This is a genomic window from Yaniella sp. (assembly GCF_030453185.1).
Taxonomy (GTDB): Bacteria; Actinomycetota; Actinomycetes; order Actinomycetales; family Micrococcaceae; genus Yaniella.
Map to the genome: position 1 here is coordinate 1 of NZ_JAKDKW010000024.1, position 13,467 is coordinate 13,467.

Annotated in this window: 13 protein-coding genes; 5 read left to right on the forward strand and 8 right to left on the reverse strand. The window is 52.9% G+C overall.

The window, feature by feature from the left end; translation table 11 throughout:
- The coding region (locus L0H14_RS05380) for a S9 family peptidase (protein ID WP_301421470.1) at positions 1-825 on the forward strand (825 nt) is incomplete at its 5' end.
- An 11-nt stretch (positions 826-836) separates the two neighbouring features.
- Here L0H14_RS05380 and L0H14_RS05385 read toward each other — a convergent pair.
- Positions 837-1,622 carry an SOS response-associated peptidase gene (locus L0H14_RS05385; protein WP_301421471.1) on the reverse strand — a complete coding sequence of 262 codons (786 nt, stop codon included), beginning with the start codon at positions 1,620-1,622 and terminating at the stop codon, positions 837-839.
- Positions 1,623-1,744: 122 nt separating this feature from the next.
- On the opposite strand from L0H14_RS05385, the gene L0H14_RS05390 reads away from it, so the two are divergent.
- Together L0H14_RS05390 and L0H14_RS05395 are read left to right on the forward strand one after the other, a co-directional pair.
- On the forward strand, positions 1,745-2,839 hold the full coding sequence (locus L0H14_RS05390) for an S-(hydroxymethyl)mycothiol dehydrogenase (RefSeq protein WP_301421472.1): 1,095 nt from the start codon (positions 1,745-1,747) through the stop codon (positions 2,837-2,839).
- A gap of 1 nt (position 2,840) precedes the next feature.
- Positions 2,841-3,473, forward strand: a complete 633-nt coding sequence (locus L0H14_RS05395; protein ID WP_301421473.1) for an MBL fold metallo-hydrolase — start codon at positions 2,841-2,843, stop codon at positions 3,471-3,473.
- A gap of 73 nt (positions 3,474-3,546) precedes the next feature.
- Here L0H14_RS05395 and L0H14_RS05400 read toward each other — a convergent pair whose 3' ends face one another.
- Together L0H14_RS05400 and L0H14_RS05405 are read right to left on the reverse strand one after the other, a co-directional pair.
- A complete protein-coding gene (locus L0H14_RS05400) occupies positions 3,547-4,383 on the reverse strand; it encodes a thioesterase family protein (protein WP_301419353.1) in 837 nt (278 codons plus the stop codon).
- Between the two features lie 96 nt (positions 4,384-4,479).
- Entirely contained in the window at positions 4,480-5,898 is a 1,419-nt protein-coding gene (locus L0H14_RS05405) for a rhodanese-like domain-containing protein (RefSeq protein ID WP_301419352.1), read from the reverse strand.
- 338 nt (positions 5,899-6,236) lie between these two features.
- On the opposite strand from L0H14_RS05405, the gene L0H14_RS05415 reads away from it, so the two are divergent.
- On the forward strand, positions 6,237-6,515 hold the full coding sequence (locus L0H14_RS05415) for a metal-sensitive transcriptional regulator (RefSeq protein ID WP_301419350.1): 279 nt from the start codon (positions 6,237-6,239) through the stop codon (positions 6,513-6,515).
- Positions 6,516-6,589: 74 nt separating this feature from the next.
- Here L0H14_RS05415 and nrdF read toward each other — a convergent pair whose 3' ends face one another.
- From nrdF to L0H14_RS05440, 5 genes are all read right to left on the reverse strand, one after another.
- Positions 6,590-7,570 (reverse strand): class 1b ribonucleoside-diphosphate reductase subunit beta, encoded by a 981-nt coding sequence (nrdF, locus tag L0H14_RS05420; RefSeq protein ID WP_301419349.1) that lies wholly within the window; start codon positions 7,568-7,570, stop codon positions 6,590-6,592.
- A gap of 98 nt (positions 7,571-7,668) precedes the next feature.
- Positions 7,669-9,813, reverse strand: a complete 2,145-nt coding sequence (gene nrdE / locus L0H14_RS05425) for a class 1b ribonucleoside-diphosphate reductase subunit alpha (RefSeq protein ID WP_301419356.1) — start codon at positions 9,811-9,813, stop codon at positions 7,669-7,671.
- Positions 9,813-10,304, reverse strand: coding sequence for a class Ib ribonucleoside-diphosphate reductase assembly flavoprotein NrdI (gene nrdI / locus L0H14_RS05430; RefSeq protein ID WP_301419348.1), 492 nt, complete (start codon positions 10,302-10,304; stop codon positions 9,813-9,815). Before nrdI ends, nrdE begins: the two co-directional genes overlap by 1 nt.
- 38 nt (positions 10,305-10,342) lie before the next feature.
- Positions 10,343-10,594 carry a glutaredoxin-like protein NrdH gene (nrdH, locus tag L0H14_RS05435; protein ID WP_301419347.1) on the reverse strand — a complete coding sequence of 84 codons (252 nt, stop codon included), beginning with the start codon at positions 10,592-10,594 and terminating at the stop codon, positions 10,343-10,345.
- A gap of 795 nt (positions 10,595-11,389) precedes the next feature.
- Entirely contained in the window at positions 11,390-11,791 is a 402-nt protein-coding gene (locus L0H14_RS05440; RefSeq protein ID WP_301419346.1) for a hypothetical protein, read from the reverse strand.
- 96 nt (positions 11,792-11,887) lie between these two features.
- Here L0H14_RS05440 and L0H14_RS05445 point away from each other — a divergent pair, with 96 nt between their 5' ends.
- Complete coding sequence (locus L0H14_RS05445; protein WP_301419355.1) at positions 11,888-13,402, forward strand: DUF1846 domain-containing protein; 1,515 nt, start codon at positions 11,888-11,890, stop codon at positions 13,400-13,402.
- The last annotated feature ends 65 nt before the right edge of the window (positions 13,403-13,467 follow it).

A 13,467-nucleotide genomic window follows, 5' to 3' on the forward strand; every position in this document is an offset into this window, starting at 1 on the left:
ACTGCTGCCCCAGTCCTGGTCTCCCCCGGCCGTCTAGCGACCATCAGTGTGACGGTTGCTGATGGGACCACCGTGCGGTCCTGGTTGCGACTACCCGACGGAGACGGCCCTTTTCCCATGGTGGTGTTTGTGCATGGTGGGCCGTGGGGTTCCTGGAACGCCTGGACGTATCGGTGGAACCCAGACCCATTTGTGGCCGCCGGGTATGCAGTGTTGCTTCCTGATCCGGCAATTTCGACTGGTTATGGGCAGGCGATGATTGATCGAGGAAATCAACAGCTAGGCGGCGCCCCGTATACCGACCTATTAGCCCTCATTGATGCTGCCGAAGCACGAGACGATATCGAGGCCACCAAGACATCGGTGGCCGGTGGATCATACGGCGGGTACATGGCCAACTGGATTGCCGGACACACCGGAAAGCGATTCCGTTGCATTATCACTCACGCTTCCCTGTGGGACACCACCACGATGGGACAAACCACTGACAATGCCACCTGGGACCGGGCGATGTCGCCACAGGCAGCGTATTCACCACATCAGTTTGCTCAAGACATTGCCGTACCGATGTTGGTGATTCACGGAGATAAAGATTACCGGGTGCCCATCGGTCAGGCACAGCAACTGTGGCACGCTCTGCACACGATAACGCCATCCGTCACCGACACCACCGGGCACACTGCTCATCGCTACCTGTATTTCCCCGATGAGGGCCACTGGATTCAAAGCCGCGGCAACGCTGAAGTCTGGTACAAAGTGTTCGCTAATTTCCTTGATGTCCATGTGCATGGCAGCGCCGAAGTACTGCCAGCTGAACTCGGTTGAGACAACCAGCCCTAGAGCAGGGTGTCTTGGCCCGGTTCAAAAGGCTCAATGAGCTCCGGGCCGTTGTTGGCTACTGAACCAACAGCCGGTGCGACCGGGTACATTTCCCATTCAGAAGCCACGTCGAAGGCCCCAGCGACGACTGTATCGACCAGGTGTACTGCTTCGTCTTTGGTCACCTCACCTGCCGATAGCCACTTGTTCATCGTCGATGAGCTCATAGGCAACGGCAGACGGTGGTGTAGGCCAGACAGGTCATCCAGGATTGCCGGTTGAGCCCCCGCTTCGGGGGAAGCACCTGTCAACATAGTGGTGGATAGTACCCACGCTGCGTCGTCTTGGGCAGCTGGGTCCTTCCACCATTCATACAGACCGGCGAAGAAGATCGGTGAACCATCTTTGGGCCGAACATAATATGGCTGTTTGCGTTCACCTTTGATCTGTGGCGCCAACCATTCGTAGTAACCGTCCACCGGAATCGCTGCCCGTCGGGATTTCACCGCGGAACGAAATGACGGCTTTTCAACCACTGTTTCAGCTCGGGCGTTAAAGGTGCGCTGACCAAACGAAAGATCTTTTGCCCACGACGGCACAAGTCCCCAACGGGCCAGATACAGATTGCGTTCCCATGCCGTAGAAGTATCACGTGGTTCCTGGTAGTGCTCAACCACCACCGGGATGTTCTTGGTTGGGGCGACATTATAATCCGGGCGTAGTTCCTCGAATTTGGCGTTATCTGCACCCGAAGCTGCCATTAAATCGCCGATTGCTCTGGCTATCACGTAGCGTCCACACATAATTCCAGTATGCCAGCATGTTGCCAACCATGGTCAATGGCACTCAAGCTATGGTCAGATAGTGTCTGACTGCCTACAGATCCTGTGGGCAAACCTATGACTTTGAAGGAGAACCAAGCCCCATGGCGCATAAAGTCCAAGCCGCTGTTGTGCGGTCGAAGAACGCCCCGGTAACCATCGAAACGATCATCGTGCCAAATCCTGGTCCAGGTGAAGTGGTTGTGGATGTTTCCACCTGCGGTGTTTGCCACACGGACTATTCCTATATTGAAGGTGGCGTGGGCGATAACTACCCGTACTTGCTCGGCCATGAGTCCACTGCCGTCGTATCGGAAATCGGCGAAGGCGTCACCAACGTAAAAGTCGGTGACAAGGTGATCTTGAACTGGCGCGCCGTATGTGGCGAATGCCGTGCCTGTAAAAAAGGCCAGCTGCAGTATTGCTTTGATACCCATAACGCAGAACAGAAGATGACCTTGGAAGACGGCACCGAACTGGAAGCCGCACTGGGTATCGGCTCTTTCGCCGAAAAAACCTTGGTCGCCGCTGGACAGTGCACCAAGATTGAGGCCGAGCTCGAAGACCACCAGGACGCTGCGGTTGGCCTCCTGGGCTGCGGCATTGTAGCCGGCATTGGTGCAACCATTAACACCGGTGAACTCCAGCGCGGTGAAACCATGGCTGTGATCGGTTGTGGTGGTGTCGGCATGGCCGCCATCCAAGGCGCTCAACTGGCTGGAGCTACCACGATCATCGCCGTCGATATTGACGACGCCAAACTGGAACAAGCCAAGACCCTTGGCGCTACCCACACGATCAACTCCAAAAACCAGGATCCCGTGGAAACCATTCGTGAGTACACCGATGGTTTCGGCGCAGATCTTGTAGTTGAAGCCGTTGGTCACCCAGAGACCTATAAGCAGGCCTTCTACGCACGTGACCTTGCCGGTCGCGTCGTGCTCGTCGGAGTGCCACACCCAGATATGAAACTGGAACTGCCATTCCAGGATGTCTTTAGCCGCGGTGGCTCGTTGAAGTCCGCTTGGTATGGTGACACCTTACCTTCCCGCGACTTCCCAATGTTGGTAGAACAATACCTGCTGGGTAGGCTAGATCTGGATGCGTTCGTCACCGAACGCATCAACCTGGACAATATTAACGAAGCTTTCGACAAAATGAACGCCGGCAAAGTCCTGCGTTCAGTGGTGGAGATGTAAATTGGCACAGATTGAAAACATTGTAACTTCCGGAACCTTCTCACTCGACGGTGAAACCCACAACGTAGACAACAACGTCTACATTGTTGGCGACGAACAGAATGTCCTTGTCATTGACCCAGCCCACGACGTAGAAAAAGTCCGTGAGGCAATCGGCGGTCGCAACGTGTCAGCTATCCTGCTGACCCACGGTCATGATGACCACATTTCCGAGGTCATCAAGCTGCGTGAACTCGTCGATGCACCGGTCCTGATCCACAAAGACGATCAGATGCTGTGGGATGCTACCCACCCGGATGAAAAACCAGATGGTCACATCAACGACGGCGATACGTTTACTATCGCCGGTGTAACGCTGACTGCTCTTCACACACCGGGCCACTCCCCCGGCTGCGTCGTCTTCCATGCACCAGAGCTTGAGGGCGGGGTGTTGTTCTCGGGCGACACCATGTTCAACGGTGGTCCCGGCGCCACCGGTCGGTCGTACTCAGACTTCGATGTCATCATCGAATCGATCAAGAACAAGATCTTCCCACTGCCTGAGCACACCAAAGTGCTCACTGGTCACGGTGATTTCACGGTGATTGGTGATGAAAAACCACACCTGGACGAATGGATCAAGCGCGGCCACTAATCGACCGCTTTAACGACTTCGGCTCCGCAATCCTCATGGGTTGCGGAGCCGAAGTCGTTCCTTCAGGCCGGTTCTAGGCCAGGCGAACAGTCTGGGACTGCTCGCAGCGGCCAAGTATGCCGTGAGTATCGTAGAGGATGGCCGAAGTGATGCCACCGCCGGTTGCTCCAATATTTGCTGAGGTAGCAAAGCCCAACCATGTCCCAACAGGTTCACGCAAGAAGTGAATCGTCAGATCAACATTGGCGAAGAAGACGTTATCTGTGCTCGGTTCAGCAATGGGGGCCACGCCGTTTGCCGTGTCGGTGAGACCGATCAGTTTGACGAAAGGTGAGGGAGTTTCGCCTTCGATCACATCAATATCAGTGGTGATCCACACACGCCCGTGCCCCGGGGTGTGATCGGCGAACTTTCGAGCCTCGATCGACTTGATGAATCCACCTGGCCAACGTTTGGACATCTCGTCCCATGGTTCGGCTTCTTCAACCGGTGGTAAAGCTGGGTCGTTCAGCTTCGCGACCTTGCTGGTGTCTGAAGCAATAACCTTCCACGTACGACCGACGAGTACTGCACGGCCTTGTGCATAGACAGTGGATTGGATCAGTTCGATCGTGCGTCCCGGACGCACGGTTTCGGTCACGACTTTGACTTCTCCAGCGTGCAGTTTGCCCAGAATGTCAAAGCTGATACGCGTGGTAATGAAATCTTCACGCGGCTGGTAGGCCTCCAGCTCTGCGGCTACGAGCCCAGAGACCGGGGCCATGTGCAATTCGTCATCCTGCCATGCGCCCTGAGCGTGTGGCGTGGACACGAAATACGAGGTGCGCACATCTTCGGACATTTCGATGGAGTTTATTCGCCGAAAATACGCAGAATCTTCTGTTTTAGTTGGTTCCTGTGATGAGGTCATGAGCCTATCTTGCCAGATACTTCTCTGTCTTGTGAGTTATCGCACGGCTGTGTTTCGTTGCCATAGGTGAGTTGACGTCGAAACACAGCGGAACGATCAGACCTGCGCGTATGCTGGCATGTTGCCTTCGATATTCGCCCAGGTGTGAAAATCACCGTCTAATTCAATGACGTGGTATCCCTTACGTCGCAGCGCAGAAGAGCCAACAGCAGCTCGACGCCCGGAAGCACAGTAGGTAACAATTGGTTGATCTCTGGGGAGCTCATCGTCGTGCCACACGACTCGGCTTACGGCAAGCTGGTGTGCCCCCGGGATATAGCCGTCCGTATATTCGTTCATGTTGCGTACGTCTAAGAGGAAATACGTGTCAGACTGCGGAAGTTCTTCGGCTGAAATAGTCGTCACACCGTCTTCCAAAAGACCATCGAGACTCGAGACATAACCAGTGAGTCCGTCGACGCCAACGCGCAAAAAGTGGTCACGGTAACGCTGTGCTTGCTCAAGGTTATCGGCTAGCACAATGAGTTCACGATGTTCAGTTTCAGGGTCGTATGCCCAGGCAATATGTGTCCCCGCTTTACCAGCGTCCGGTATCGCCAAAGCGCCAGGCACTGCTGCGGTATACCGTTCCTGGTGCGGACGAGTATCGAGCAGAATTTTGTCGTCACGAGCTAGTAACGGTTTGAGTCCTTCAGGCGCATACTCGACCAGCTCAGGAAGCGGTCCAAGAACTCTTGGACCTTCACGGTTCTGTGCTTTCATCCGACTGAAATAGGCGTGGGCTTCAGGCTGTCCGGCGAGCAACTCGTCGACGAAACCTTCAACATCCTGTTCTTTGATAAATCTTGCCCACCATGAGAAGTTTCGTTCGTAGCCCACCGTGGTGGTTGGCACCGCACCAAGTGCTCGGCCGCATGCAGATCCGGACCCATGTGCTGGCAGTACTTGAACATAGTCTGGCAATGGCAGGAAATGATCACGCAGTGAGGCAAATAGTTGCTGTGCCCCTTCAAAACGGGTGTCTACTTCCCCGGCAGCTTCGTCTAAGAGATCGGGACGACCTAGGTCACCCACGAATACAAAGTCGCCACTCAGCATAAAACCAGGCTCTGAGGACTGCGCTCCATCAGTAACAAGAAAGGCCATATGTTCTGGAGTATGTCCGGGGGTATGCACAGCTTCCAGTGTGATGTTGCCAAGGGTCATCTTGTGCCCGTGCTTCATACGCACTGCGGCATTGAATCCCGCCCCATAGCGCCAATCTGGACCACCTTCGTCAGAAACGTATACCTGGGCTGAAGTTGCATCGGCGAGCTCGAGTGTGCCGGACAAATAATCAGCGTGAATATGAGTCTCAGTGATCATCACAATTTCCATACCGTGCTGCTCGGCAAGATCTAAGTACACCTGAATATCGCGTCGCGGATCGACCACGATCGCGGTATTTTCCACTTGACAGCCAATGAAGTAGCTGCCCTGGGCAAAGTCTGTATCGTAAATGTGTTCAAGAAGCATATTGATTCCTTACATGTTCAAGTGATGGTCGAGTTACCGACGAAAGAGCCTCGTGAGGAAACCTGGATTTGCGGCACGCGCCGTATCGATTTCACGTTGTGAATGCTGACCGTTGCACCACTGCGAAGATGGCACCGTTGCCTTAACCTGGCTGACATGTTGACCACAACCAGCCCAGGTGGTCTTTGCACAAACATCGCATTTCACTGGTCTACACATCTTTTGCTCCTTATTGCGCTATTACTCTGCGTTACTCCCTTATACCCTAGGGGGTATTCAGACAGGATACCCTAGGGGGTATAATGATGGCAAACATATCTGTATGAGGTGAAGTAGTTATGGTGCAACGTACCGGCTTGGAGTCCGACCCGGAAGCAAAGAAGAAGATTGTCAACCGATTGCGTCGCGCACACGGTCAGCTCGCGGCTGTTATTGACGCTGTTGAAGATGATGCACATTGTTCACAGGTTGTGCAGCAACTATCAGCCGTCTCGAAGGCAGTAGATCGTGCTGGCTTCCTCGTGATCTCTTCTTCATTGCGGGAGTGTCTTGCTGACGGTGAGAGTACGGAAGATGACGTCGCAAAACTCGAAAAGTTATTCGTGTCGTTCTCTTAAGTGTATTAACAGCAGAGGCCCTGAACAGCGTACTTGCTGTTCAGGGCCTCTGGAACTAGGTCTTATAAGAAGTTTTAGAAGTCCCAGTCGCCGTCTTCGGTTTCTTCCTTAGCACCGATCACGTATGAGGACCCGGAACCGGAGAAGAAGTCGTGGTTCTCATCCGAGTTCGGGCTCAGTGCCGAGAGAATCGCTGGGTTCACATCGGTCAGCGAATCCGGGAACATCGGTTCATACCCCATGTTCATCAACGCTTTATTGGCGTTGTAGTGCAAGAACTTTTTGACGTCCTCGGACAGGCCGAGCGGATCGTAGATGTCGTGGGTGTACGCCACTTCGTTATCGTAGAGATCCTGCAGCATGTCGTAGGTGAACTCTTTGAGTTCTGCAGCACGTTCTGGAGTCTCGTTTTCCATGTTGCGCTGGTACTTGTAACCAATGTAGTAACCGTGGATAGCTTCGTCACGGATAATCAATCGGATCAAGTCAGCGGTGTTGGTCAAACGAGCCTGTGAGGACAGGTACATTGGCCAGTAGAAGCCCGAGTAGAAGAGGAAGGACTCCAGCATGACTGAAGCGATTTTGCGTTTTTGCGGGTCATCGCCTTCGTAATGCTTGATAATCTCGTGTGCTTTGTACTGCAAGGTCGGTTCTTCGCGCGTCCAACGGAAGATGTTGTCGATGGCATCGGTGGAGGCCAGGGTCGAGAAGATCGAAGAGTAGGACTTTGCGTGAACGGCTTCCATGAACACGATGTTGGACAGCACGGCTTCTTCGTGCAAGGTCAACGAGTCTGGAATGAGTTTTAGTGCGCCAATGGTGCCCTGAATGGTGTCTAGCAGAGTCAGACCGGCAAAGACCTTCATCGAGACTTCGCGTTCGTCCTCGGTCAGGTTGGCCCACGATTGCAGGTCATTTGAAAGCGGGACTTTTTCTGGAAGCCAGAAGTTTGTGGTGAGACGGTTCCAGACTTCAAGGTCTTTGTCGTCTTCGATGTGGTTCCAGTTGATTGCCTGGTAGGTGGGTATGCGCTGCGCTACTTCTTCAGGAGTCATGCAACTTCTTTCTACGGTTAAAACTTGTGCGCTTGTGGTCACATGAGAAAGTGTGCCGTCTGAATGATATTCATACGGCACACCCCCATGTTAGTGCTTTACAGCATGCAGGATACGCAGCCTTCAATTTCGGTACCTTCGAGTGCCAACTGGCGAACACGAACGTAGTAGAGCGTCTTGATGCCCTTGGTCCAGGCGTAAATCTGGGCCTTGTTGACATCACGGGTGGTCGCGGTGTCCTTGAAGAACAGGGTCAGCGACAAGCCCTGATCGACGTGTTGGGTTGCCTGTGCATACGTATCGACAATCTTCTTGTAGCCAATTTCGTAGGCATCTTCGAAGTATTCGAGGTTGTTGTTGGTCAAGTACGGTGCCGGGTAGTAGACACGACCCAGGCGACCTTCTTTACGAATTTCAACCTTGGACGCAACAGGGTGGATCGATGAGGTCGAGTTGTTGATGTACGAAATCGAACCCGTCGGTGGCACAGTCTGCAAGTTCTGGTTATAGATACCGTGCTTCATGATAGAAGCTTTCAGCTCTTTCCAGTCCTGCTGCGTTGGAATGTGCACGTCAGCATCGATGAAGAGTTGCGCTACCTTATCGGTGGCTGGTTTCCATTCCTGGTCAGTGTATTTGTCGAAGAATTCACCCGATGCATACTTGGAGTCCTCAAATCCTCCGAAGACTTCCTCACGCTCGATCGCGATCCTATTGGACGCGCGCAGTGCGTGATACACCACCGTGTAAAAGTACATGTTGGTGAAGTCCAGGCCCTCTTCGGAACCGTAGTGGACCTGTTCACGTGCTAGGTAGCCGTGCAGGTTCATCTGCCCCAAGCCAATTGCGTGAGACTGGGAGTTGCCTTTCGCAATGGATGGGACCGAAGAAATATCTGACAGGTCAGATACTGCGGTCAAGGCGCGCACTGCTGTTTCGATGGAGCCGCCGACGTCTCCGGAGTCCATGGTCTTGGCAATGTTCATTGAGCCCAGGTTGCACGAGATGTCTTTTCCTACGTGGTCGTAGGAGAGATCTGCGCTGTAGGTCGATGGGTCTGAGACCTGCAGGATTTCCGAGCATAGGTTCGACATCGAGATGCGGCCCTTGATCGGGTTGGCGTTGTTGACGTGGTCTTCAAAGACCATGTACGGGTAGCCAGATTCAAACTGCAGTTCTGCCACGGTCTGGAAGAAATCACGTGGTGCGATCTTGGTCTTCTTGATACGAGCATCATCGACCATTTCGTAGTACTTCTCGGTAACCGAGATTTCGCTGAATGGTACACCGTAGACAGCTTCAACATCGTACGGGCTGAACAAGTACATTGGCTCGTTCTTCTTTGCCAGTTCGAAGGTGATGTCTGGAACAACCACACCGAGGGACAGCGTCTTAATACGAATCTTCTCGTCAGCGTTTTCGCGTTTGGTGTCTAAGAAGGTGGTGATGTCTGGGTGGTGTGCGTTCAAGTACACGGCACCAGCACCTTGACGTGCACCAAGCTGGTTGGCGTACGAGAAGGAGTCTTCGAGGAGCTTCATGACCGGTACGACACCGGAAGACTGGTTTTCAATCTTCTTAATCGGAGCGCCCTGTTCGCGAAGGTTGGTCAGGTTCAGTGCTACGCCACCGCCGCGCTTGGACAGCTGCAGCGAGGAGTTGATACCACGAGCGATGGACTCCATGTTGTCTTCTACACGCAGCAGGAAGCAGGAGACGAGTTCGCCACGCTGACTCTTCCCGGCGTTGAGGAACGTTGGAGTGGCTGGCTGGAAACGACCCAGGATGATTTCATCCACCAGGCGGCTGGCCATATCTTGGTCACCACGTGCCAAGTACAGGGCGTTCATGACAACGCGGTCTTCATACCGTTCTAGGTAGCGCTCACCGTCAAAGGTTTTGAGTGCATAGGAAGTGTAGAACTTGAAGGCACCCAAAAATGATGTGAAGCGGAATTTGTGTGCGTAAGCCTGATCGTAGAGATCGAATACGAACTGATCTGGGTACTGCTCGAACGTGGCAGGTTCGTAGTAATCATTTTCGATCAGGTAAGCAATTTGTTCTTTCTTGCTATGGAAGAACACGGTGTTTTTATTGACGTGTTGCAAGAAGTACTGTCGTGCAGCTGCGTGGTCAGCTTCGAACTGGATTTCGCCATCAGGACCATAGAGATTCAGAATGGCATTCAGTTCGTGGTATCCCAGATTTTGCCAAGCCTCAGGGAGTTTCTTAGCTGACTGAATCAGTTCTTGTTCAGTGAGTGTTGTTGCCAAAATGCATCCAATCCTTCACGAACTTTGGTCACATCGGTTGGTGTTCCCATCAGTTCGAATCTATACATGAGCGGTACGTTGGTCTTTGCCGAAATAATGTCACCGGCAAGACAGTAGGCGTCGTAAAAGTTTGTGTTTCCAGCAGCGATGACGCCTTGAATCAGCTCTCTGTTGTTTTTTACGTTCAGGAACTTTATAACCTGTTTGGGAACAACCCCGGGGCCTTTGCCCGCACCGTATGTCGGCAGCATTAATACAAATGGTTCGCGTGCATAGAGCGTTGGATCGCGGGTAATCAGTGGCAGACGCGCCATGTACCCGTCGTCAAAACCCAACTTCTCTGCAAAACGGTGAGTATAACCAGATACCGAGGAAAAATAGATCAGTTTCGCACTGGTTTCCACCAGGTCCTGAGACTCTGGTGATTTCACGAACGATCTATCCTGAACCTGGGTAGTCATTTTACCCCTGCTTTCAAAAACCTCTGTTGTAACTTGGCCTAGGCAACGGTCGATGCGGCGGAGTCAGCGTTCTCCAGATCGGCAATCTTGTCTGGACGGAAACCTGACCAGTGATCAGCCTCAGTCATGACGACCGGTGCCTGCATGTATCCAAGAGCGCGCACGCGCTCAAGGGCATCCATATCCTGTGACATATCGATAACGTCGTATTCGATGCCTTTTTTATCCAGGGCACGCACGGTTGCGTTGCACTGTACACATGCTGGTTTGCTGTAAACGGTCACAGTCATGATCTATCTCCCTTTGATCGGCTGCTTCTGAGTCGGCTAACTCCGCGGACTTCGTGAACTCGAAGTTTCAACGGTGTTGTCTTGATGAATTCTTGGTGAAGCCCTCATCGGCTTCAACCACAGACTTAATACTACATCTAGGGATCGCCAACGCCAAGCATAACTAGATGTAGTGCTTACATCAGTGTCATTCACCCACAGGGTTCTCCACAGCTTATCCACCAAGACTCCACAAGATTGAAATTTGCCGCATCGGCATCATGGTGCGGGTCTAGTACAACAGATAAATAGTTCTCCACATTCCCATAGGTGCCAAAAATTTGGCTCATCCACAGAAAAAGAATTTTTAAACGGCGTGTTGCGCGTCGAAAACCACCAGTAATTGTGCTGCGACCCCGGCTCAACCCCTACACGTTGTGGTGCCGTGGTGGCGAAGACCACCAATGACAAGTCTTGCAATGCGCCCCGCTCTGCAGTATTGCTGTTTACGACTTCTCGGCCGAACGCCGTTTTCGCTGGAGAGCCCACCAACTGAGGAGGGCTACCGCAACAAGACCGCTAATCACTACAGCAACGACACCTAGGTTCTGGAGAAGAGAATGCTCATTGGTATCACCAAATTTCGCGTTGTGAGCCACCTCGTCTAGAGTCACGGCTGGTTGGGCCCCGACTGTCCCACATTGTGCATCTGACAGCACAGAGCGTGCGACATCATGCTCGTCTTGGTCCATGGTCAGCTCGTGTTTGTGCTTGATATAGACAGTGGTGGCAACATACACACAGCGTACTGCCGAATTAGGTGGCAGAAACTACGTGATCGACGGAAAACGGCACCTCGTCAGTGTCTTCTTGCCAGTCATACTCTATAAAATCGCCAGAATATGGATCAGTTGCAGCACCAACGAGCAGGGTGCAATCGTCGTCATCGACTTTCTGGGAGTTTGGCCGGGTAGCGCGGATCAAAATCTCTTGCGCGGCTGAGCACCCGGCGACACTAAAATAGCCCTCCTCTTCGTCCGCATCAGGGACCCAGGACTCTGGCTCATAGGTTTCCATCGAGGTTTCTTCAACAATAGGAATTTCCTCAAGCAGTTCGAGCGCCGGTTCTACTTCGACAACTGCCTGCGCCGCGCTTGACCATATGGCTAGACCCACGACCAGTGTGGTAGTTGTGATGAGTTTTGTTACGGTTCTCATATACACAAAGGACATGTAAACGCTTTGGTGCGGCAGTCAATAACTAGGTTCCATCGAGCGTTCATGGAACAATGGTGTTTCGTGGAAGCTGAGTATATGACCCCGGAAAGATCGTTTCGCCCTGATATTGGTTTCGACTCGCAGAAGTACATTCAGTTGCAGTCCCAATTCATTTCTCAGCGGCGCCAAGACATCGGCCACAAGCTGTACTTGGAGATGGGTGGAAAACTCTTCGATGATCTCCACGCCTCACGCGTTCTGCCGGGATTTACCCCAAATAATAAAATCTTGATGCTCCAGCAGCTCAAAGACGAGCTCGAGATCATGATGGTCCTCAACGCTAAAGACCTCGAGTACGAAAAGATTCGTGCCGATCTGGGTATTACCTATCAAGACGAAGCCATGCGGCTGATCGATATCTTTCGTGACGAAGGATTCATGGTTGAACACCTCGTGATCACCCAGCTGTCCGCAGAGTATTCCAACGCGCTGGCCTTTAGCGATCGGATGCAGCGCGCCGGCCTCAAGGTCACACACCAATACCCCACGAGCGGTTACCCCACCGATACTCAGAAAATCATCTCGGAAGAGGGTTTTGGCCAAAACCAATACGCGGAAACCACCCGTTCGCTGGTGGTCGTGACCGGCCCTGGGCCAGGCTCTGGCAAACTTTCGGCTTCGCTTTCTCAGATTTACCACGACTATCAACACGGTCTTCGCTCCGGTTACGCGAAATTCGAAACGTTTCCGATCTGGAATTTGCCATTACAGCACCCTGTCAATCAGGCCTACGAGGCCGCTACCGCAGATCTCGATGACAACAACATCATTGACCCGTATCACCTAGCTGCCTATCAGTCGCAGGCTGTCAGCTATAACCGAGATGTTGAAGCTTTCCCATTACTCAAAGCCATGTTGGAACAACTCTATGGTGAGTCTCCCTATCAGTCGCCCACTGACATGGGTGTCAATATGGTGGGACACTGCATCAGCGATGACGCCGTGTGTGCCGAAGCCGCCAAACAGGAAATCATTCGCCGTTGGTATAAGGCCCGGGTAGAAGAACGGCGCATGGATACTACCGACCACACGGTCTCCACACGGATTGAACTCATTATGACCCGTGTTGGCATCTCACGCGATGACCGGGCAGTCGTGGCTCCTGCGGCTGCTGTCGCACAGCGTTCCGGCCAGCCTGCCAGTGCCGCCAAACTTGGTGATGGCACGATCATCACCGGCAAGACTTCTGACCTTTTAGGTTGTTCAGCCGCCATGCTGCTCAATGCATTGAAATACTTAGCCGGGATCGACGACGACGTCCACCTGTTGCGTCCACAGGCCATTGAACCGATTCAGACTTTGAAGACCCGACACTTGGGTTCCATCAATCCGCGATTGCACACCGATGAAGTGCTCATAGCGCTGTCTGTTTCTGCCGCTGAATCCGAAGACGCCCGGAAGGCCATCGATATGCTGCAGCATTTGCGAGGCTGCGATGTCCACACCACCACGATTCTTGGCTCGGTGGATGAGTCCATCTTCCGCCAGCTGGGTATGTTGATCACCGCCGAACCCGAATACTGGCGCAAATCATTGTTCCACCGTAGCTAACTACCGCACTCAGTAGCGTAATTCCCCTTCCGGACCTTCAAACCTCCAAGACGCTTCAGTACGAT

What these genes read in the sequence shown, in the direction of transcription:
- L0H14_RS05385 (WP_301421471.1), bottom strand. Translation starts at nt 1,622, where the DNA reads ATGTGTGGACGCTACGTGATAGCCAGAGCAATCGGCGATTTAATGGCA.
- L0H14_RS05390 (WP_301421472.1), top strand. Translation starts at nt 1,745, where the DNA reads ATGGCGCATAAAGTCCAAGCCGCTGTTGTGCGGTCGAAGAACGCCCCG.
- L0H14_RS05400 (WP_301419353.1), bottom strand. Translation starts at nt 4,383, where the DNA reads ATGACCTCATCACAGGAACCAACTAAAACAGAAGATTCTGCGTATTTT.
- L0H14_RS05405 (WP_301419352.1), bottom strand. Translation starts at nt 5,898, where the DNA reads ATGCTTCTTGAACACATTTACGATACAGACTTTGCCCAGGGCAGCTAC.
- L0H14_RS05415 (WP_301419350.1), top strand. Translation starts at nt 6,237, where the DNA reads ATGGTGCAACGTACCGGCTTGGAGTCCGACCCGGAAGCAAAGAAGAAG.
- nrdF (WP_301419349.1), bottom strand. Translation starts at nt 7,570, where the DNA reads ATGACTCCTGAAGAAGTAGCGCAGCGCATACCCACCTACCAGGCAATC.
- nrdI (WP_301419348.1), bottom strand. Translation starts at nt 10,304, where the DNA reads ATGACTACCCAGGTTCAGGATAGATCGTTCGTGAAATCACCAGAGTCT.
- nrdH (WP_301419347.1), bottom strand. Translation starts at nt 10,594, where the DNA reads ATGACTGTGACCGTTTACAGCAAACCAGCATGTGTACAGTGCAACGCA.
- L0H14_RS05440 (WP_301419346.1), bottom strand. Translation starts at nt 11,791, where the DNA reads ATGAGAACCGTAACAAAACTCATCACAACTACCACACTGGTCGTGGGT.
- L0H14_RS05445 (WP_301419355.1), top strand. Translation starts at nt 11,888, where the DNA reads ATGACCCCGGAAAGATCGTTTCGCCCTGATATTGGTTTCGACTCGCAG.